Annotated in this window: 19 protein-coding genes and 2 tRNA genes; 11 read left to right on the forward strand and 10 right to left on the reverse strand. The window is 59.6% G+C overall.

All coding sequences use genetic code 11. The features are described from left to right. Positions 1–3: 3 nt before the first annotated feature. From rsmA to lptD, 4 genes are read right to left on the reverse strand one after another with little or no spacing between them, the layout of a single operon-like run. On the reverse strand, positions 4–816 hold the full coding sequence (gene rsmA / locus BS300_RS18230) for a 16S rRNA (adenine(1518)-N(6)/adenine(1519)-N(6))-dimethyltransferase RsmA (protein ID WP_041210436.1): 813 nt from the start codon (positions 814–816) through the stop codon (positions 4–6). Continuing rightward, on the reverse strand, positions 806–1,801 hold the full coding sequence (pdxA, locus tag BS300_RS18235) for a 4-hydroxythreonine-4-phosphate dehydrogenase PdxA (protein WP_071914463.1): 996 nt from the start codon (positions 1,799–1,801) through the stop codon (positions 806–808). The genes rsmA and pdxA overlap by 11 nt, the downstream gene beginning before the upstream one ends. Beyond that, positions 1,801–3,099: a peptidylprolyl isomerase SurA gene (surA, locus tag BS300_RS18240; protein ID WP_071914489.1), complete on the reverse strand. Its 1,299-nt coding sequence runs from the start codon at positions 3,097–3,099 to the stop codon at positions 1,801–1,803. Before surA ends, pdxA begins: the two co-directional genes overlap by 1 nt. Before the next feature lie 26 nt (positions 3,100–3,125). Continuing rightward, on the reverse strand, positions 3,126–5,582 hold the full coding sequence (lptD, locus tag BS300_RS18245) for an LPS assembly protein LptD (protein WP_071914464.1): 2,457 nt from the start codon (positions 5,580–5,582) through the stop codon (positions 3,126–3,128). A 174-nt stretch (positions 5,583–5,756) separates the two neighbouring features. Here lptD and BS300_RS18250 point away from each other — a divergent pair, with 174 nt between their 5' ends. The 3 genes from BS300_RS18250 to djlA are packed head-to-tail and all read left to right on the forward strand — an operon-like array spanning position 5,757 to position 8,285. Beyond that, the gene (locus BS300_RS18250; protein WP_071914466.1) at positions 5,757–6,767 is read left to right on the forward strand and encodes a phosphotransferase; all 1,011 of its coding nucleotides are present in this window, start codon (positions 5,757–5,759) and stop codon (positions 6,765–6,767) included. Continuing rightward, on the forward strand, positions 6,764–7,432 hold the full coding sequence (murU, locus tag BS300_RS18255) for an N-acetylmuramate alpha-1-phosphate uridylyltransferase MurU (protein ID WP_071914469.1): 669 nt from the start codon (positions 6,764–6,766) through the stop codon (positions 7,430–7,432). The genes BS300_RS18250 and murU overlap by 4 nt, the downstream gene beginning before the upstream one ends. A 19-nt stretch (positions 7,433–7,451) precedes the next feature. Next, positions 7,452–8,285: a co-chaperone DjlA gene (djlA, locus tag BS300_RS18260; protein ID WP_071914471.1), complete on the forward strand. Its 834-nt coding sequence runs from the start codon at positions 7,452–7,454 to the stop codon at positions 8,283–8,285. Between the two features lie 81 nt (positions 8,286–8,366). On the opposite strand, the gene BS300_RS18265 is transcribed toward djlA, so the two are convergent. Continuing rightward, the gene (locus BS300_RS18265; RefSeq protein ID WP_071914473.1) at positions 8,367–9,818 is read right to left on the reverse strand and encodes an aminoacyl-histidine dipeptidase; all 1,452 of its coding nucleotides are present in this window, start codon (positions 9,816–9,818) and stop codon (positions 8,367–8,369) included. A gap of 966 nt (positions 9,819–10,784) precedes the next feature. Between BS300_RS18265 and gpt the strand changes: the two genes are divergently transcribed. The 5 genes from gpt (at position 10,785) to BS300_RS18290 (ending at position 15,645) form a co-directional block, all read left to right on the forward strand. Beyond that, positions 10,785–11,252 carry a xanthine phosphoribosyltransferase gene (gene gpt / locus BS300_RS18270; protein WP_033114875.1) on the forward strand — a complete coding sequence of 156 codons (468 nt, stop codon included), beginning with the start codon at positions 10,785–10,787 and terminating at the stop codon, positions 11,250–11,252. A gap of 120 nt (positions 11,253–11,372) precedes the next feature. Beyond that, on the forward strand, positions 11,373–12,641 hold the full coding sequence (gene frsA / locus BS300_RS18275) for an esterase FrsA (protein ID WP_041210452.1): 1,269 nt from the start codon (positions 11,373–11,375) through the stop codon (positions 12,639–12,641). A 62-nt stretch (positions 12,642–12,703) separates the two neighbouring features. After that, positions 12,704–13,096, forward strand: coding sequence for a sigma factor-binding protein Crl (crl, locus tag BS300_RS18280; protein ID WP_042031710.1), 393 nt, complete (start codon positions 12,704–12,706; stop codon positions 13,094–13,096). Between the two features lie 157 nt (positions 13,097–13,253). Continuing rightward, complete coding sequence (proB, locus tag BS300_RS18285) at positions 13,254–14,357, forward strand: glutamate 5-kinase (protein ID WP_005338991.1); 1,104 nt, start codon at positions 13,254–13,256, stop codon at positions 14,355–14,357. A gap of 34 nt (positions 14,358–14,391) precedes the next feature. Beyond that, a complete protein-coding gene (locus tag BS300_RS18290; RefSeq protein WP_071914477.1) occupies positions 14,392–15,645 on the forward strand; it encodes a glutamate-5-semialdehyde dehydrogenase in 1,254 nt (417 codons plus the stop codon). 86 nt (positions 15,646–15,731) lie between these two features. Here BS300_RS18290 and BS300_RS18295 read toward each other — a convergent pair whose 3' ends face one another. Genes BS300_RS18295 through rsgA form a run of 5 tightly spaced genes read right to left on the reverse strand, consistent with a single transcriptional unit; the run spans position 15,732 to position 18,575 of the window. Next, positions 15,732–16,121: a hypothetical protein gene (locus tag BS300_RS18295; RefSeq protein ID WP_071914485.1), complete on the reverse strand. Its 390-nt coding sequence runs from the start codon at positions 16,119–16,121 to the stop codon at positions 15,732–15,734. A 2-nt stretch (positions 16,122–16,123) separates the two neighbouring features. Continuing rightward, positions 16,124–16,387, reverse strand: a complete 264-nt coding sequence (locus BS300_RS18300) for a DUF2960 domain-containing protein (protein WP_033114870.1) — start codon at positions 16,385–16,387, stop codon at positions 16,124–16,126. 4 nt (positions 16,388–16,391) lie between these two features. After that, positions 16,392–16,643 (reverse strand): VF530 family protein, encoded by a 252-nt coding sequence (locus tag BS300_RS18305; RefSeq protein WP_071914487.1) that lies wholly within the window; start codon positions 16,641–16,643, stop codon positions 16,392–16,394. Beyond that, positions 16,640–17,512: an archaetidylserine decarboxylase gene (gene asd, locus BS300_RS18310; protein ID WP_064341070.1), complete on the reverse strand. Its 873-nt coding sequence runs from the start codon at positions 17,510–17,512 to the stop codon at positions 16,640–16,642. The genes BS300_RS18305 and asd overlap by 4 nt, the downstream gene beginning before the upstream one ends. A 28-nt stretch (positions 17,513–17,540) precedes the next feature. Further along, positions 17,541–18,575, reverse strand: a complete 1,035-nt coding sequence (gene rsgA / locus BS300_RS18315; protein WP_071914490.1) for a small ribosomal subunit biogenesis GTPase RsgA — start codon at positions 18,573–18,575, stop codon at positions 17,541–17,543. A 91-nt stretch (positions 18,576–18,666) separates the two neighbouring features. On the opposite strand from rsgA, the gene orn reads away from it, so the two are divergent. The 3 genes from orn to BS300_RS18330 all read left to right on the forward strand — a co-directional run bounded on the left by orn (position 18,667) and on the right by BS300_RS18330 (position 19,579). After that, positions 18,667–19,212 carry an oligoribonuclease gene (orn, locus tag BS300_RS18320; protein ID WP_071914488.1) on the forward strand — a complete coding sequence of 182 codons (546 nt, stop codon included), beginning with the start codon at positions 18,667–18,669 and terminating at the stop codon, positions 19,210–19,212. Between the two features lie 178 nt (positions 19,213–19,390). Beyond that, positions 19,391–19,466: transfer RNA gene (locus BS300_RS18325), tRNA-Gly, on the forward strand. 37 nt (positions 19,467–19,503) lie between these two features. Then, positions 19,504–19,579: transfer RNA gene (locus BS300_RS18330), tRNA-Gly, on the forward strand. The last annotated feature ends 58 nt before the right edge of the window (positions 19,580–19,637 follow it).

Genomic DNA, 19,637 nt, shown 5'->3' on the forward strand with positions numbered 1-19,637 from the left:
GGATCAGGCCTTTGGCTGATCCGCCAGCCAGTTGGCGATCATGACAAACTGCTCGAGGGAGAGGTTCTCCGGGCGCAGATTGCCATCGATACCAAGCTCGGTCAGCTGGGCGTCGGTGATGAAGTTGGAGAAGCTGTTGCGGATGGTCTTGCGACGCTGGCCGAAGCCCTCAGTGCAGACGCGATTCAGACAACGGATGTCTTTGGCGACTATGGTCGGGTTCTTGTGCGGCACCAGACGAACCACGGCAGAGTCTACCTTCGGTGCTGGCTTGAAGGCGCCCGGGCCCACTTCCAGTACCGGGATCACCTGGCAGTAGTACTGGGTCATCACGCTCAGACGGCCATAAGCCTTGCTGCCGGGGCCGGCGGCCAGACGCAATACCACTTCCTTTTGCAGCATGAAGTGCATGTCTTCGACCCGATCGGCGAACTCGCACAGGTGGAAGATGAGCGGGGTGGAGATGTTGTAGGGCAGGTTGCCGAAGATACGCAGCGGCCCCTTGCCTTCACCCATCAGGGTGCTGAAGTCGAAGCGCATGGCATCGGCTTCGATGACGGTGAGCTTCTCCTTCAGGGTCGGGTGCTCGCGCAGGCGCGCCGCCAGATCCCGGTCCAGCTCGACCACGGTCATCTTGTCCATCTGGGCGGCAACCGGCTCGGTCAGCGCGGCCAGACCCGGGCCGATCTCCACCAGGTTTTGGCCCGGCTGCGGATTGATGGCGGCCACGATCTGGTCGATCACGTAGCGATCGTGCAAGAAGTTCTGACCGAAACGCTTACGGGCCGTGTGGCCCATGTGCACCTTACTGCTCATATCTTTTTTTCTCTACCATCTTGATGGCGTGGTTAATCGCGGTGACAAGGCTACCCGAATCAGCCAGGCCCTTGCCTGCCAGATCCAGCGCGGTGCCGTGATCCACCGAAGTGCGGATGAAGGGAAGCCCCAGAGTGATATTGACCGAACTGCCAAAGCCCTTGTATTTGAGCACGGGCAGCCCCTGGTCGTGGTACATGGCGAGTACCGCATCCGCATCCTTGAGGTATTTCTCCTGGAACAGGGTGTCGGCCGGCAACGGGCCGGCCAGATCGATCCCCTCTTGGCGCAGCGTGGCCAGAGCGGGTTCGATCACGTCAATCTCTTCACGTCCGAGGTGGCCGCCTTCCCCGGCGTGGGGATTGAGGCCGCAGACGTAAATTCGGGGTTTGGCGATGCCAAACTTGGTGGCGAGATCCGCATTGAGGATGCGGATCACCTTGCCGAGGCGATCTTCCGTGATCGCCATCGCCACATAGGCAAGGGGGATATGGGTGGTCGCCAGCGCAACCCGCAGTCCCTCGGTTGCCAGCATCATCACCACATCGGCGGTGCCCGACTGCTGGGCGAAGAACTCGGTATGACCGCTAAACGAGACACCGGCCTGATTGATGATCCCCTTGTGTACCGGCCCGGTCACCACGGCGGCAAATTCGCCGCTCATGTTGCCATCGCAGGCGCGCTGCAGGGTCGCCAGCACATAGGCGCCGTTGCCTTCGTTCAGCTCGCCCGGTACCACAGAGGTACCGAGAGAGACAGAACATACCGTCAGGGTGCCGGCTCGCTGCGGTTGAGCAGGTTGACTGGCATCATAGGGCTCAAGCTCGATGGGCAGCCCCAGCAGGGCCGCCCGCTCGTGCAGCAATACCGGATCGGCAATGACCACCAACTGGTGCGGCCAATCCTGCTGGGCAATCTGCAGCACCAGATCAGGCCCAATCCCGGCCGGTTCGCCCGGGGTGACGGCAAGACGACGGCAGTTCATCAGCTACCGGCGCCTTCGATGCGGATGTAGGCCTCGTCACGCAGCTCGTCCAGCCACGCCTGGGACTCTTCCACGAAGCGACGGTTGTAAATGAGCTGGTAGGCGCGCTGCTCCTGTGCCTTGTCGGTGGCGTCCTGGCTACGGCGATCTTCCACCTGCACGATGTGCCAGCCATGGCTGGTACGGAACGGGGCACTGATTTGGCCCGGCTGCAGGCGGTTGACCATGTCGCGGAACTCGGGCACATAGACGTTGGGATCAGACCAGCCCAGTTCGCCGCCCTGTACTGCAGAGCCCGGATCTTCGGAGTACTTCTCAGCCATGCTGGCGAAGCTTGCCTTGCCGCTCTTGATGTCGTGCAGGATGCCGTCCAGCATCCCCTTGGCCTTCTCTTCGCTCAGGATGATGGAGGGCTTGATCAGAATGTGGCGAGCCTTCACCTCGGTCAGCATCACCTGCTGCTGGCCCTTGGTGTCGAACACCTTGATGATGTGCAGACCGGCACCAGAGCGCAGCGGGCCGACGATGTCGCCCTTCTTGGCGCCCTGTACCGCTTCCGCCATCAGGGTCGGCATCTCTTGCGGGCTCATCCAGCCCCAGTCACCACCTTCCAGCGCCTTGGGGCCGTTACTTTCGGCAATGGCCAGTTTGCGGAAGTCGGCACCCTGCTTGAGGGCAGCCAGGATACGCTCGATCTTGCTCTTGGCGGCATCCAGCTGGGCTGCGGTGGGGTTATCCGGCAGGGAGATCTGGATATGGCCGACGTGGTATTCGTTCTGTTGCTGACCCTGTTTTTTCAGGATCTCGACCACCTGCTTCACCTCCTGATCGGAGATGTTGATGCGACGGCGTACCTGATTGCGGCGTACCTCGTTCATCAGGATCTCGCGGCGCACCTCCTCCCGATACTGGGCATAGCTCATCCCTTCACGGGCGAGCTGGGCACGCAGCTGATCCATGGTCATCTTGTTGTCGGCAGCGATCCCCTGGATAGCTTGCTCCAGCTGGGTATCGCTGATCTTGAGGCCCTGGCGATCAGCCAGTTGCAGCTGCAGACTCTCCTGGATCAGGCGATCCAGTGCCTGCTTGCGCAGGGTGGCGTCATCGGGCAGGGACTGGCCGCTCTCTTGGGCGGAGAGCTTTACCTTGTTGACCAGTGCATCCTGTTGACTGGCAAGCACCACGTCCTTGTTGACCACGGCCAGTACCTTGTCCATCAGCTCGGGGGCCGCCAGTGCCGCCTGACTCATGGCGCCAAACATACCCGCGGTCAGCAGGGCAATCAGGGTCTTTTTCATATCCATCTCTCAAGGCTGGACCAGCATCATTGCTGGTCTTTCAGATTAAACGGGCGAACATAGGGCAACAGCTCGGTATCCAGCGTGACGCTGCGGCCACCGGTACCGACACTGCCAAGCCCCTTCATCTCGAATTGAAGACCGATCGATTTCTCGGAGGTGGGCTTCAGAGTGATGTTGTCTGGCTGGTTGTGCCACTCCAGACTCAGGTTGATGCTCCAGCAGCAGGAGTCATATTTGACGCCTATTTTGCGGTCAATATTGACGTTTTGCTGGATGTCACGGTAGTAGCCACCATACATCTGCCACTGATCGGCGATCGGCGCCATCATCACCAAACCTGCCTGGCTCAAGTCTTCGGCCACCGCACTGTTGTAGTAGCTCTTATTGCCATCCTTGATAAAGCGGTAGTTGACCTGGCTGATGAACTTCTCGTTGCGGTATTCCACCGCGCCATTTGCCGCACTGAACTGACTTTTCTCGGTGTCGTATTGAGTGCCAGCGTGAGCAAACCACTGCTCCGTGACCCGGGCATCCCCCTCAAAGGAGAGCAGGGAGCGAGAGTTGGTGCTCTCGGGATCCGAAGGATAGAGGCGAACCTTGGGCGGCGTAATCTCGAAGGCCTGGGCTACTGCCAAACGCAGCCGCTCGTCACCTACGTTGTCGTAGATCCGGCTGGTGAGACCGGCAGTGACGCGGTTGGCGTCGCTGATGCGGTCGAGACCGGCGTAGCGGCGATCACTGAACAGGCTGTAGTAATCCTGACGGGTGGTGGTGGAGTCGTAGATCCCGATGTCGTCCTGATCCCGATAGGGGACATAGAGATACTGGAACTCCGGCTCCAGCGTCTGGGTACCCTTGCCATCATACCAGTCAACCGGGCGATCGAAGTTGAGCCCACCCTTGAGGCGGAAGGAGGGGAGGGTACGGTTGACAGTGCCATCCTTAAGGGTGAGCTGGCCAGTGCTGGAGTCGGTAAAACGCGAGCGATCCGTGTAGACCAGATCCTTGGGTACCTCCTGGTTGTAGGAGGTAAACATCAGCTTGTACTGGCTGGTGAGGTAGTAGCCAGGGGCATCGATGAGAGGTACGGTCAGGGTCGGAGCCAAGTGCAGACGGGTGGCGGTGTAACGCTCACCGGACTGCTGGGCACTGGCACTGCCGCTGTCATAACCAAATTTGGTCAGTTCGCTGTTCCAGGCCAGATCGAACCACTTGCCCTGCTGGTAGTAGTTGTAGTCGATACGCGGCAGCATCTCGTGGGGCAGTAGCGCGTAAGGGCTCAGGATCTGATAGCGGCGCACCTCGGAAGTGAGGTTCCAGTTCTGCTGGTAGTAACCGGCAGTAAAGGATTGCTGCAACTGGCTGTCGACCTGGGTGCCCACCTGAGGACTGAAGTCGTTGAAGTAGTTGTAATCCTTGTCGCGCACCTGGGTGTAATCGACACCAAAGCGCAAGGAACCATCCATCAGGCTTGAGCCGTGACGCACGTTCATCAGATAGCGGTGGCCATCAGACAGGTAAGGGGTGCCGGTCGACGTGTTGATGAAGCTGGGGTTGCCGGCATCGTACTGCTTGTCGTCCGCCAGGTTTTCAAAGTAGAGGATGCCTGCGTGGGCGGGGTCCGGCATATAGCGGAACTCCACCTGCTCCATCAGGCCGCGTTTGTCCATAAAACGGGAGGTGATGGTGGCATCGTAGTTGGGGGCTATGTTCCAGTAGAATGGCTGGGTGATATCCATGCCGTTGCTGGAGCTCTGGGTATAGCCGGGGTAGAGCAAGCCCGTCTTCCGCTCATCCTTGATGGGGAAGTTGATATAGGGAAAGTAAAAAACAGGATAGTCATAGAGCCAGAGGCTGGCGTTCCACGCCTCGCCGAACACCTCTTTCTGGTCGATGTCGATGCTGCCCGCTTTGAGGGTCCACACCTCCTGACCCGGGGGGCAGGTGGTGTACTGGGCCCCCTCCATGGTGATGTTCTGGTTGTTGTTGGTCATGGTGACCCGCTTGGCAAAGCCGCGCACCGGTGAGCCATGAACCTGATATTTGCCCTCTTCCAGTTCGGAGTTCTTGGTATCCAGGTTGGATTTGAGGGTCTTGTCGCTGGTGACGGTCACCTGACCGTCGTTGTAATAGATGTTGCCGATGGCGATGACATCCCGGCTCTTCTGGTCGAGCTGGGCATAGTCGGAGTCAAACTTGCGAACCCCCTGACGAACCTTGACATCCCCTTCATAGACGGCGGTGCCGCCCTGCTTGGCTTCGAGGCGGTCAGCATCCACCTCGACCGGCAGCGCATTGGCCTCCTCGGCAGAGGCTGGTTTTTCGACCTTGGGGACATAGTCGTAACAGAGGCTGTCGAGGATCCCTGTGGCTGGCGGCGTCTCAAAAGGGGCAGCCTGAACCATCATGGATGTCAGGGCCGGTGCCAGGCTGATAGTCAGGGCGATGGGATAACGGTATCCCAGTGTCCATTTTGTCATGTGAAAGACTCGTGCAATCCGTGATAGATACGGTTGATCCAAGGCATGCATTTTACGACAGGTTTCATCGAGTTGACATTGCATGTCATTGCTTTATGTTAGCCGGCAATGATAAAGCATTATTGCGGCCAGGGCTAACAGCCAAGTGCTGCTTTCCACCTTGGTCCCCGACTTATGCACGATCGCGATTCCCTGCTATTGCAGTGGGCACGCCAGATTTCAGGCGATGCCACCCTTCAGTTGACCCTCATTTCCGGTGATGCCAGCTTCCGCCGCTACTACCGTGGTGCCGGGCTGGTATGGGTGGATGCCAATCCGAAAACCGAAAAAAATCATGAGTTTGTTCGTAATGCTGCGGCCTTGCATGCGCGTCAGCTCCTGGCGCCAGAGGTCAAGGCCGTTGACTATGAACAAGGTTTGCTGGCGGTCAGCGACCTGGGCGATACCCAGCTGATCAGCTGCCTGAACGAGCAAAATGTGCTGGCCTGGTATGGCAAGGCGATAGAGCTGCTGCCAACTCTGGGGTCGGTAGAGCTGGCGCTTGAGCCCTTCGATGCCGCCTTTATGGCGCGGGAGAACAGCATTTTCCCCGAGTGGCTGCTTGGCCATCATCTGCAACTGACCCTGAGCGATGAAGAGCAACAATTGCTTGATGAGACCTTTGCCTGCCTCACCGCCTGTAATCTGGCTCAGCCACAAGGGGTCATGCACCGTGACTTCCACAGTCGCAACCTGATGGTGTGCGGCGGAGACACTCCTGATACCAGCGAACTCGCCATCATCGATTTTCAGGATATGGTCATCGGACCGCTCACTTATGACCTGGTTTCCCTGCTGAAAGATTGCTATGTGCGCTGGCCGGACGCAGTGATCGAGCAGGGGATGCAACACGGTTTTGCCACTCTGCAGCAGGCGGGACTGCTTGGCGAGCGCGACTACGCCAGTTTCCGCCGCGATGCCGACCTGACCGGCATGCAGCGCCATCTGAAAGCGGCGGGAATCTTCACCCGCCTCTATCATCGCGACGGCAAATCCGGCTATCTCAAGGATATTCCCCGTACTCTCGGCTACGTGGTGGATGTCTGTCGCAGCCACGGTAGCGCCTATCCGGTGCTGGCTCGTTTTGGTTTGTGGCTCGAGCAGGTGGTGTTGCCGGGGATCGCCAACGCCGGGGTGAAACCATGAAGGCGATGATCCTGGCCGCTGGCCGTGGCGAGCGGATGCGCCCGCTGACTGACCTGCTGCCCAAGCCGTTGTTGGCTGTCGGGGGCAAGCCGCTCATCGTCCACCATATCGAAAAGCTCAAAGCAGCCGGAGTCACCGAGCTGGTGATCAACCACGCCTGGCTCGGCCACAAGCTGGTCGAGAGCCTGGGTGATGGCAGTGCGCTTGGCGTGGCCATTCACTGGTCGGCCGAGGAGAGTGCGCTGGAGACGGCCGGCGGCATCATTCAGGCGCTGCCACTGTTGGGGGATGAGCCGTTTCTGGTGATCAATGGCGATACTTGGCTCGATCTCGACTATCGCTCTCTGGTTGAGCTGCACCTGGGTGAACATTTGGCCCACCTCTGGCTGGCGCCCAATCCTCCCCAGCATCCGGCCGGGGACTTCGCCCTGCAGGCTGGCAAGGTCGTAGACACCCCCGCCTTCACGTTCAGCGGCGTCGGTCTTTATCGGCCCGCAGCCTTTGCCGGTCTGCCTGCCGGTGCCCGCAAATTGGCTCCCCTGCTGCGGGAGTGGATGGCGCAGGGTCTGGTAGGTGGCTGCCTGCTGGCTGGCGAGTGGCGCGATATCGGCACTGTCGAGCGTCTGCGCGAGCTGGACGAACAGCTTCAGCGCCGCGCTCAATAACATCAAGAGGTCTTGAACCATGCGTATTTGGGGTAAGGTGCTGGGCGCCTTCTTCGGTTTTCTGCTCGGCAACATTGTTGGTGCCCTGATTGGTCTCTGGATTGGCCACCGTTTCGATCGCGGCATGGGGCTGCAGGGGGCGTTTCGTCGTACCCCGACTCAGGAGCAACAGGCTGTCTTCTTCCATGCCACCTTCTCGGTGATGGGCCATATCGCCAAATCGAGCGGCCAGGTGACCGAGCAGGAGATCCGGGTCGCCTCCAATCTGATGGATCGGATGCGTCTCTCCGGCGAGCTGCGCAGCCGCGCGCAGGATTCGTTCCGGCAGGGCAAGGAGGCCGGTTTCCCGCTGCGCGAGACCCTGGCCGAGTTTCGTCGGGCCAGCCAGGGCCAGCGCGATATCCTGCGCTTCTTTCTGGAAGTGCAGCTGCAGGCCGCCTTTGCCGATGGTCGGTTAGAGGATGGTGAACGCGCCATCCTGCACACCATTGCTGACGAGCTGGGCTTCAGCCGCATCGAGCTGGCCCGTATTCTGGCGATGGCCGAGGCGCAGATGAACTTCTTCAATCAGGCCCATGGCCAGTATCAGGGGGGCGGTGCGGGTGGCCAGCAGTATCGGCAGGCGCCTCCCTCGGCGGATCGCCTCAAGAATGCCTACCAGTTGCTGGGGGTAAGCGAGAGCGACAGCGATCAGGATATCAAGCGCGCCTACCGCAAGGAGATGAGCAAGCATCACCCGGACAAGCTGGCCGCCAAGGGATTGCCACCGGAGATGATGGAGATGGCCAAGGAGAAGACCCAGGAGATCCAGCAAGCCTGGGAGTGGATCCGCGAGGCCCGCGGCATTCGTTAAGCGCCAAAGTCAGGCTGGAAAAGACAATAAAAAGCCCCGCAGCAGTGCGGGGCTTTGCTTTGCTGTGTGGCGTAGGCCGGGTTATTTGGCCGGAATGGCTTCCAGTACGTGTACCAGCAGTTGCCAGAAACGCTCGACTGCCGGGATGTGTACCTTCTCATCAGGGGAGTGGGCACCGCGGATGGTCGGGCCGAAGGAGACCATGTCCCACTCCGGATAGGCGCTCTTGAACAGACCGCACTCGAGACCGGCGTGGATCACCATCACGTTGGGCATGGTGCCGAACAGGGTCTGGTAGCTGTTGCGCACCAGCGCCATGACGGGGGAGTCCACGTTCGGCGCCCAACCCGGATAGGCACCGGTGAATTCGCAGCTGGCACCCGCCAGGGTGAACAGGGAGCGGGTCATCTGCTCGATGCTCTCGCGACCGGAATCGATCAGGGAGCGGATCAGGCACTGGACGTACACTTCGCCATCCTGAGTCTTGATGACCCCCAGGTTGGTAGAGGTTTCGGTCACGCCGGGCATGGCATCGCTCATGCGCATCACGCCATTCGGGCAGGCCATCAGGGCATCCAGCAGGCGCTGCTGCAGGGAGACGCTCATCAGCTTGGCCGGTTTGGCGGCGCTGTTGACCAGCAGAGTCAGGTTCGGCTCGGTGGCGGCCAGCTCGGTCTGGTAGATCCCGGTATAGCGGTCAACCAGGGCCTTGAACTCGTTTACGCTGGCAGCGGGTACCAGCAGGGTGGCACGGGCTTCGCGCGGGATGGCGTTGCGCAGGGTGCCGCCGTGGATCTCGGCCAGACGGATACCGAGCGGCTCGGCTGCTTTGAGCAGGCGCACCAGCAGCTTGTTGGCGTTGCCACGACCGCGGTGGATGTCGCAACCGGAGTGACCGCCACGCAGCCCTTTGACGGCCAGCTCGAGGGCTTCGCCTTCCGCAGCATCAGCCAGCTCGAGCGGGAAACGGATATTGGCATCCACCCCACCGGCGCAGCCCATATAGACCTCGCCATCCTCTTCGGAGTCGGTGTTGAGCAGGATCTCGCCTTCCAGCCAACCCGCTTCCAGACCGAAGGCGCCGGTCATGCCGGTCTCTTCGTCAGTGGTCAGCAGCACTTCCAGCGGGCCGTGCTTGATGGTCTTGTCCGCCAGCACGGCCAGGCAACCGGCCATACCGATGCCGTTGTCGGCACCCAGGGTGGTGCCACGGGCAGTGACCCACTCGCCATCGACATAAGCATCGATGGGATCGGTCGCGAAGTCGTGTTTGGTGTCGGCGTTGGCCTGCGGCACCATGTCGATGTGGGCCTGCAGCACCACACCTTTGCGGTTTTCCATCCCCGGGGTAGCCGGTTTCTTGATGATGATGTTGCCGACGTTATCCTGTTTGACCGCCAGACCTTCCCCTTGCGCCCATTGGACGATCCAGGCGCTCAGCTTGGCTTCATGCTTGGAAGGGTGGGGGATGGAGCAGATCTGTTCGAAGAAATGCCAAATCAGTTGGGGGGACAAGGAACTTAGTTGTGCCACGTCAGGACTCCTTACCAGCACGGAATGAGAGAGGCCCCGTCAGTGGGCCTGGAAAGTGGATAACGATAATACAGTCAATCGCAGAAAAATGTGAGCGGTTAGCGCAAATCGCAGGGCGGTTGTGCTGTCGGTGGCCACCGGGGCAGTGCAATTGTCAGGCTCGGGTGACACTGTTTGGCAGAAACGAAATTTATGTGACGAGCTTCACAAAAAGATTGAATTTACGGTGCCGGCTGGTAAATTAGCTCCCGTGGTTCGCCACCCGTCAGGATGACGATGAAAGCCTCCAGGGAACCGAAGCAAAGCAAGTGCGCCTCCATGGAACCGAGTGTTCGTTCAAGGATTTGAGCCCGCATAAAGGTACGTAACTTGTTAAGCAATCAGGAGATTCAAGATGCCAGGCAGCAACTCTACCTATTGGTTCGCCCCATCTCTCTATACCCAGGGTTTCAGCTACCCTAACCCCTTCGTCAGCCGTCGCTAAGACGAGCTTGTCCTGAGGGGCAAGTCACCCGATTGGGTGCAGACGACAAAGCAGCAGGTGCGCGAGGTAAATCCTCCCCCTGCTATTTTTTTATCTGTCGTTTGCCGAAGAGCGTCAATTGTCGCTGACGAAAGGGGAACAAGATTGGCCGTTCGACTCTCTGGTTGGGTCATTTGAAGATGAAGAGGCCAATTTTTCCTGAATTTGGCATACGTTTGCCAGGCATTTTCTCTGCAAAGGGTGCTATCATATCGGCCCAACAGCCTGTCCGCGGTTTTGGCACTCTTATCGACCCAAGCGCCGGATATGTCCATCTTGCTTCCACTGTTATCAGATTTGCTGCCGAGGTCATCTCTCAGGCAGACCAAGTGCAATCTGAATTCAGCCGGACAAGAGCCGCCATTTATTGGCATTCGAGAGGATACTTTCGGATGCCATTATTTTAAGTGATTGTTTTTGTACAACTATTCGAGATCGATAATATGCCGAAAAAGTTTTATGTGTCGTGGGACAACCTGCAACGTGAAGCTCGCCGTCTGGCTCGTCGTCAACTGCCTGCCAACCAGTGGAAAGGGATCATCGCGGTCAGCCGCGGCGGTCTGGTACCCGCAGCCCTGATGGCCCGTGAACTCGGCATCCGCAACGTAGAGACCCTCTGCATCTCCAGCTATGACCATGACAACCAGCGCGAGCTGGTGGTTGTGAAGGGTGCGACCACTGCCGGTGACGGCGAAGGTTGGCTGGTAGTGGAAGATCTGGTGGACACCGGCACAACCGCCAAGGCCATTCGCGATCTCTACCCAAAAGCCAAGTTCATCGCCATTTTTGCCAAGCCGATGGGTGAGCCGCTGCTGGATGATTTCGAAGTTGCCATCCCGCAGGACACCTGGATCGAGCAACCGTGGGATATGGCGCTGGAGTTTGTCACGCCAATCTGCGACGAAGAGTAATGGTTTCACAGGGCTCCTTGAAGGAGCCCTGTTTTTTTGTGTATCAATCTGTTGCGGGGTGGCTGACGGGCAGTAAAAGTGGTTAAGATGAACCATTGCCTGATTGAAAGAGACATTATCTTGGACTTGAACGACGACCTTAATCTGACCGAAAAACTGTTCACCCGGGTCAAGAAGGTATTGGAAACTTCCGAGATCTCCAACTCCAGCCCTGCCGAACTGGCCGAGGCCGAGTCAGACGAGATGTTTATTGACGGCTCCATGTCAAAGAGCTGGTATCGCTTACTGCGCCGCCCATCCTGGGCTTGGCAGGGGGCAGATCCGGTCGAGGTGGAGCAGACTCTGGCCCGCATCGCCATGGCGACCGGCGAGCGCACCCACGACTGCTATCTCGATACCATCAAGGGCTATGTGCCCGGCAACTGGATCTACGAGTGGAGCCAGGTGGCTGGCACCTATTTCAAGCAGGGCCGCGAACTGTGCGAGCAGGGCGATAAGGAAGGGGCGCTCAAGCAACTGCTCAAGGCGGTGCGCTACTACTCCATCGCCAGCTACCCCCATCTGAAAGATGACGAACTGGCGGATCAGGCCCAACTGCTCGGCAACATGGCCTATCGCGAAGCGGGCCGGCTGTTCAAGGTGCCGCTCAAAGAGATCCAGGTGCCATTTCGCGGCAAGAATATCCAGGGCTATCTCCACCTGCCGGCTACCGACAAGCCGGTGCCGCTGGTGATCATCAGCGGGGGGATCGACTCCCTGCAGCTCGATTTTCTCAACTTCTACCTCAAACGGCTCGAACCCAACGGCATCGGCATGTTGTCGCTGGATATGCCGGGTATCGGCTATGCCGAGCACTGGCCGCTGGTGCAGGATACCAGTCGTCTCCATCAGGCGGTGCTGCACTACCTCTCCGAGGTGGCCTGGGTCGATCACCAGCGTATTGCCATGGTCGGTTTTCGACTGGCGGGCAATGTGGCGGCGCGGCTGGCCTTTATCGAGCCGTTCAAGCTCAAAACCGTGGTCTGCGTCGGGGCCGGGGTCAATCAGGTGTTTACCAATCAGGAGTTGTTTGCCCGATGCCCGCGCATGATGCGGGACAGTCTGGCCAACCGGTTGGGGGCCGATGCGGCACAGTGGGATACCATGCGCACCAAGTGCCAGGTATTTTCACTGAAAACGCAAGGATTGCTCGGGACTCGCACATCGGTGCCGATATTAAGTATCGGACACAAGAGAGATTTCATCTGTCCCGAGCAGGATGTCCGGGCGTTGGCGTCGGCCAGCCGCAATGGCAAGGCCATCGTGTTTGACAAACAGCCCTTGCTGGAGGTCTATGACCAGGCGCTGGATGAGATTGTCGAGTGGTTGAAACGGCACCTGTGTGCCTGATATTGCGCTAAAAATCTGACGCCATCACCAGGTGGCGCGGCTTGTTTAACAGGGAGGTTAACATGTCTGAAAGAGTGACCTACAAGCGGCTGCTGCGGCAGTTTGCTGCCATTGGCCCCTATCTGCGCGAAGATCTCTGTGAAGAGGGGCGTTACCGCTTCGACTGTTTGTCTGTCTGCGTCAGCGCCAAACCGGCGCCGGACAAGCGGGAGTTCTGGGGCTGGTGGCTGGTGCTGGAGCAGGATGATCACCAGTTCCGCTATCACTATCAGTTCGGTTTTTACAATGCCGATGGCGAGTGGCTCGACAAGCCGATCCCCAAGAAGCATCAGGTGGAGGTGGAACGCACCCTCAACCGCTTCTACAAGCTCATCAGCGACAAGCTGGCCGCGCTTGAGTGTCACCTGTCTCCTGCCGAGCAGGTCACCAACGAGTTGACCGTAACGGCAGCCTGATCCCCTGAAGCCCTGCGAGTTGCATCTGTCACTCGCAGGGCTTCAGTTCTCTCTCCTCCCGTTTTTTCTACTCTTCCACCGCACCATGAATTGCCTTGCAGGGCTCCATGGCCGTGGGTATAAAGATATTCCTTACTTTTTTAGCCTTTATGCTCCCATGGAAAACAGAACCATAGTCGTCAAGTTGGGCACCAGCGTGCTCACAGGGGGGTCTTCCCAGCTCAATCGTGCCCATATGGTCGAGCTGGTCAGACAGTGTGCGGCCTTGCACCGTCACGGCCATCGGGTCGTGGTGGTCACCTCGGGGGCTATCGCCGCCGGGCGTGAGCATCTGGGCCATCCGCCACTGGCGCCAACCTTGCCCAACAAGCAGATGCTGGCGGCGGTCGGTCAGACCCAACTCATTCGGGTGTGGCAGGATCTGTTCAACCTCTATGGCTTGCATATCGGCCAGATGCTGCTGACTCGCGCCGATCTGGAAGATCGGGAGCGCTATCTCAATGCCCGCGATACCATGCGCACCCTGCTCGATCACCGCATTATTCCTGTCATCAACGAAAACGACGCGGTAGCGACCGCCGAGATCAAGGTCGGTGATAACGACAACCTCTCCGCCCGCGCCGCCATCCTGGCGGATGCCGATCTGCTGATCCTGCTCACCGACCAGAAGGGGCTGTTTACCGCCGATCCGCGTACCAATCCCGATGCCCAGCTCATCGAAGAGGTGCAGACCATTGACGATACCCTGCGCTCGCTGGCAGGTGACAGTGTCAGCGGCCTCGGTACCGGCGGCATGGCCACCAAGCTGCAGGCGGCCGATGTGGCACGTCGCGCCGGCGTCAACGTGGTGATTGCGACCGGCCAGATGCCGGAGGTGATCGGCCGTCTCGCCAAGGGCGAGCGTATCGGTACCCTCTTCCCGGCGCTGGCCTCCCCGCTGGAAGGGCGCAAGAGCTGGATCCTGGCAGGCCCGCCTCCTCACGGCGAAGTCCATGTTGATCAGGGGGCTGTCGCCGCCATGAAGGATAAAGGCTCCAGCCTGCTGCCCAAGGGGATCGTTGCGGTCAAGGGCGACTTTATTCGAGGTGATGTGGTGCGAATTCTTGATCCCAAAGGCGCAGAGCTGGCCCGCGGCATCTGCCGTTACGACCATCTGGAGCTGGATAAGCTGCGCGGCGTCCACTCTGATCAGATTGAACAGGTATTGGGCTATGGCTACGGCTCTGTGGCTATCCATCGAGACGACATGGTGCTGCTCTAATCAGGGCGGCACGGCATGAACAAAGGGAAATGAGATGAGTCTGGAGAAAATGGGGCTGGCGGCTCGAGAAGCCGCCTATCAGCTGGCTACCGTCAGCACGGCGCAGAAGAACCGGGCGCTGGCCGCCATCGCCGACGAGCTGGAGGCGCGCAGTGAGCAGATCCTCGCTGCCAACGACAAGGATATCGCCGCTGGCCGTGAGGCGGGCTTGTCAGAGGCGATGCTGGATCGCCTGCTGCTCAATCCGGCCCGGCTGGCCGGTATCGTGGCAGATGTGCGCAAGGTGATCACGCTGGATGATCCGGTCGGCGCCGAAATGGATAGCCGGGTGCTGGAAAATGGCCTGCGCCTCTCCCGTCGTCGGGTACCCATCGGGGTTATCGGCGTTATCTACGAGGCGCGCCCCAACGTCACTATCGACATCGCCAGCCTCTGCCTCAAGACCGGTAACGCCAGCATACTGCGCGGCGGGCGCGAGACCTTCCACTCCAATCTGGAGTTGGTGCGGGTGATCCAGCATGCGCTGGCGGCCTCCGGCCTGCCCGAGGCTGCAGTGCAGTACATCGACAACCCGGATCGGGCGCTGGTGGCCGAGCTGCTGCGCCTCGACCGCTTTGTGGACATGATCATTCCCCGCGGTGGTGCCGGCTTGCACAAGATGTGCAAGGAGAACAGCTCCATTCCGGTCATCATCGGTGGTTTCGGCATCAGCCACATCTTCGTCGACGAGAGTGCCGATCTGGTGCGCTCTCTGGCGGTTATCGACAACGCCAAGGTGCAGCGCCCCTCCGCCTGCAACGCCCTCGATACCCTTTTGGTACACGAGAAAGTCGCTTCAACTTTCCTGCCGCAGCTGGTGACGCTGATGAACGAGCGCAAGGTGACGCTGGTGGCCGCGGCCAACGCCATGACGCTGCTGGCGGGCGCCGACAACCTGTGCGAGGCGGGGCCGGAGGATTTCGATACCGAGTGGCTGGGATTGACTCTGGGGATCAAGCTGGTGGCGGATGTGAACGAGGCGCTGGCCCATATGCGCGAGCATAACGCAGGCCACTCCGATGCCATTCTGACCAACGATCTGGCCAACGCCGAGCGTTTCGTCAACGGCGCCGGTTCGGCGGCGGTCTACGTCAACGCCTCGACCCGTTTCACCGATGGCGGCCAGTTTGGGCTGGGGGCCGAGGTGGCGGTGTCGACCCAGATGCTGCACGCTCGTGGCCCCATGGGGCTGACCGAGCTCACCAGCTACAAGTGGGTGGGGCAGGCGGATTACCTCAGTCGCGCCTGATAACCGGTTGTTTCACATACAAAAATGCCGACCCCTTGGGTCGGCATTTTATTTGGCGGATATCGGGAAGATATCAGGCGCTCTGGTCACTCCCCCTGATAGAGCACCTTGTCACCGGATTTGAGCACATAGCCCTTCCAGGGGAATAGGGTGTAGCCGCTACCCTGCCACGACCAGTTGCCTTCCATGCCCTGACGGGCAAGCTGGTGCTGCTCGCCGGTGGGCAGGGTCAGCTCGGCCTTGCTCTGATCGGTATTGAACAGCACGAATGCACTGCTGGTCTGGCTGGCATCGGTCGGATTGAGCCGGATGCCCTCCTCGAACAGGCGCACGCATTTGCCGGTCAGCGCTGACCACTGATAGCCCGCACTGCCGATGCAGCCGTAGCTGTCGCGATCGCTGCCAACCAGATGTTGTTCCGGTGTACTGCATGCCGCCAGCAGCAGAGAGGCGGCCATCAGAGTCAAGGTTCGCATGTTTACTTCTGATCCTCTTCGAGGTTGTCCCGTTCGATGACGATGTTGGAGAACCCCAGCTCCTTGAAGTAGTTCTCCCGGTAATCCTTCACGCTCTTCTTGTCGCGCCGGCACACCTGAGCCAGCTGAGCCTCCATGGCGTGGAAGCTGGCGAGATCGATCCCTTCGGCAGCGGCAACCGCATCATAGATGCTGTTGAACTTGTCGTTGGCATAGCCGATCGTTTTGGCCTGCTTCTTGTAGGTGTAGGTAATCTTGAACGCCATGGCGTTATTCCTTTGATTTGGCTTGCTTGCGCTGAACGTAGAGGTAGAGGCTCTCTACCTTCTCCCGGGCCCATGGGGTCTTGCGCAAGAACTTCAGGCTGGATTTGACGCTGGGCTCATGGGTGAAGCAGCGGATATTGATCTGCTGCCCCAGCTCTTCCCAGCCGTAGTGTTCGACCAGCGCGCTGACGATGGCTTCCAGCGTCAGCCCATGCAGCGGGTTGTTCTTCTGCGAGGCGTTCGGTTGCTCGCTCATGCCTGCTCCGCCAGCTTGGCAAAGGGCTGGCCCATGCGGGTGGTGACCCCGTTGGCCAGATGCGGCTCAAAACCGGCCAGCATGCCCGGGCCAAACAGGCAGACCACCGTGCTGCCCAGTTTGAACAGCCCCATCTCGGCTCCTTTTTGCAGGGTAATGGCCTCGTCGCCGGTGTAGTCCCAGCGAACCACCTTCTTCTCTTTGGTCGGCGCAATGTTGCCAGCCCAGATGGTCTCGATGCTGGCCACGATAGTGGCACCGACCAGTACCAGCGCCATGGGGCCGTGCGGGGTGCGGAAAGTGGCCACAACCCGCTCGTTGCGGGCAAACAGGTTCGGCACGTTCTCGGCGGTGAGCGGGTTGACGGAGAAGAGATCCCCCGGCACGAACACCATGCTCTCCAGCACGCCGTCCAGCGGCATGTGGATGCGGTGGTAATCCTTGGGCGCCAGATAGATGGTGGCGAAGTCGCCATCCTTGAACGGCGCAACCAGATCCTCATAGCCGCCCAGCAGCTCGCGGGCGCTGTAGTCGTGGCCCTTGGCCTGAATGATGCGACCCTGCTGGATGGGGCCGAGCTGGCTGACGGTACCATCGACCGGCAGCGCCAGAGTCATGGCATCTTCTACCACGGGGCGGATGCCGGGCTTGAGCTCGCGGGTGAAGAACTCGTTGAAGCTCTTGTAGTGGGCCGGGCTCTCGTGCAGCGCCTCGCTCATGTCGACCTTGTACTGCTTGATAAAAGCCTCGATCACCTTGGTGGTGATGTTGCCCGCTTCGGCGGCGGCAAACTTGCCGATCAGACGGGAGAGGGCGTGCTTGGGCAGACAGTATTGACCGGCAATTTTCAGGTTGTCAGTAATGCTCATGTTCATCATCAACGTAGGTTAAACAGGGTCACAGGCGCGCCTGTTGGCGACCGTGACGGGCTTCCTGCATGGTTTCCAGGATGCGGTGATAGTTGTGGAAGCGATCGGCGCTGATTGCGCCCGCGTCGACCGCGGCGCGCAGGGCACAGCCGGGATCGTCCTTGTGGGTACAGTCGCGGAACTTGCAGCCACCCAGATAGTCGCGAAACTCGACGAAGCACCAGGTGATGCGGTCGGCTTCCAGATGCCAGAGGGCGAACTCGCGGATCCCGGGGGAGTCGATGAGATCGCCACCGCTCGGGAAGTGGTAGAGCCGCGCCGTGGTGGTGGTGTGCTGGCCGAGCCCCGAGTTTTCGGAGATCTCGCCGGTGAGCACATCCAGCCCCGGCATCAGGGCGTTGGTGAGCGAGGATTTGCCCACCCCGGACTGGCCGACGAAGATGCTGATCTTGTCGGTGAGCTTGGCTTTCAGCTCATCGAGCCCTTCACCGCTCTCGCAGCTCACCAGCAATACCTCGTAATTGAGTTTGCGGTAGGTTTCGAGCTGGCGTTCGATGCGCGCTCTGGCGGCATCGTCCAGCATATCGACCTTGTTCAGCACGATGAGGGGGCGGATCTCCACATCCTCGGCGGCCACCAGATAGCGGTCGACGATGTTGGTGGAGAACTCGGGCATCACCGCCGAGACGATGATGATCTGGTCGATGTTGGCGGCGATGGGTTTGACCCCGTCGTAGAAGTCCGGCCGGGTCAGAACCGAGTGGCGCGGATGCACCGCCTCGATGACGCCGGCGATGGCGGCATTGAGGCCGGGACGCCACACCACCTTGTCGCCGCACACCAGACTGCTGATGCTGCTGCGCCGCAGGTTGCTGCGGTGAATGGTGCCATCGCTCGCTTCCACGTCCGCGTGCTGACCGAAACGGCTGATCACCACCCCTTCGATGGCCGGGCCAAACAGGGTGTCATCCACCTCTGTGGTGTGCTCTTTTTGCAGCCGACGCTCGCGGTTGGCCTGGACGCGTCTTTGTTGACCCAGATTGAGTTTTGCTTTCTTTGCCACTCGATTCGCCAGTTTATGAACAGATCCAAAGCCAGTATGATACATGCAAATTGGCAAAATTCCGCCATTCCTCCCAACAGAGAGAGTAATCATGACAGTCAGCGCGCAGAACCTGGTATGGATCGACATGGAGATGACGGGTCTCGACCCCGAAGAGAACGTGGTACTGGAGATTGCCACCATCGTCACCGACAAGGACCTGAACGTGCTGGCCGAAGGGCCGGTGATCGCCATCCATCAGAGTGATGAAGAGCTGGCCAAGATGGATGAGTGGAACGTCAACACCCACACCAACAGCGGTCTGGTGGCCCGGGTCAAGGCGAGCCAGCATGACGAGGCGAAAGCCGTTGCCGAGACCCTCGAGTTCATTCGCAAGTGGGTACCGGAGCGCACCAGCCCGCTGTGCGGCAACAGCATCGGTCAGGATCGCCGCTTCATGGTCAAGCACATGAGCGATCTGGAAGCCTTCTTCCACTACCGCAACGTCGACGTCAGCACCATCAAGGAGCTGGTACGCCGCTGGCAGCCGGAACTGCTGGATCAGTTCAAGAAGAGCGGCACCCATCAGGCGCTGGACGACATCCGCGAATCCATCGCCGAGCTGCAGTTCTATCGCAGCCACGTCTTCAAGATCTGATTCCCCGGCAAGGGGTTGTCATGCGCTGGCTGCTAAAATCGACAGTTCGACCAGCTTTTGAGCGAACGCGCGCAACCAGACAAAAAAGCCCTTGCAATTGGAATGACTGCTCTTATAATTCGGCTCCCGTACAGTAGCGCAAGCAACCAAATGCTGTACGGCCTGTTTTAAGGTAGTTGCGGGAATAGCTCAGTTGGTAGAGCACGACCTTGCCAAGGTCGGGGTCGCGAGTTCGAGTCTCGTTTCCCGCTCCAAAAATCTGATGATGACACTGGTGCAAACCAGCCCGATGCGGGAATAGCTCAGTTGGTAGAGCACGACCTTGCCAAGGTCGGGGTCGCGAGTTCGAGTCTCGTTTCCCGCTCCAATCATCAGCCAGCCTAAAGACAACCAAATTGTTGCGGGAATAGCTCAGTTGGTAGAGC

It is taken from the genome of Aeromonas sp. SCS5 (assembly GCF_001887375.1).
GTDB classification, from domain to species: Bacteria; Pseudomonadota; Gammaproteobacteria; order Enterobacterales; family Aeromonadaceae; genus Aeromonas; species Aeromonas jandaei.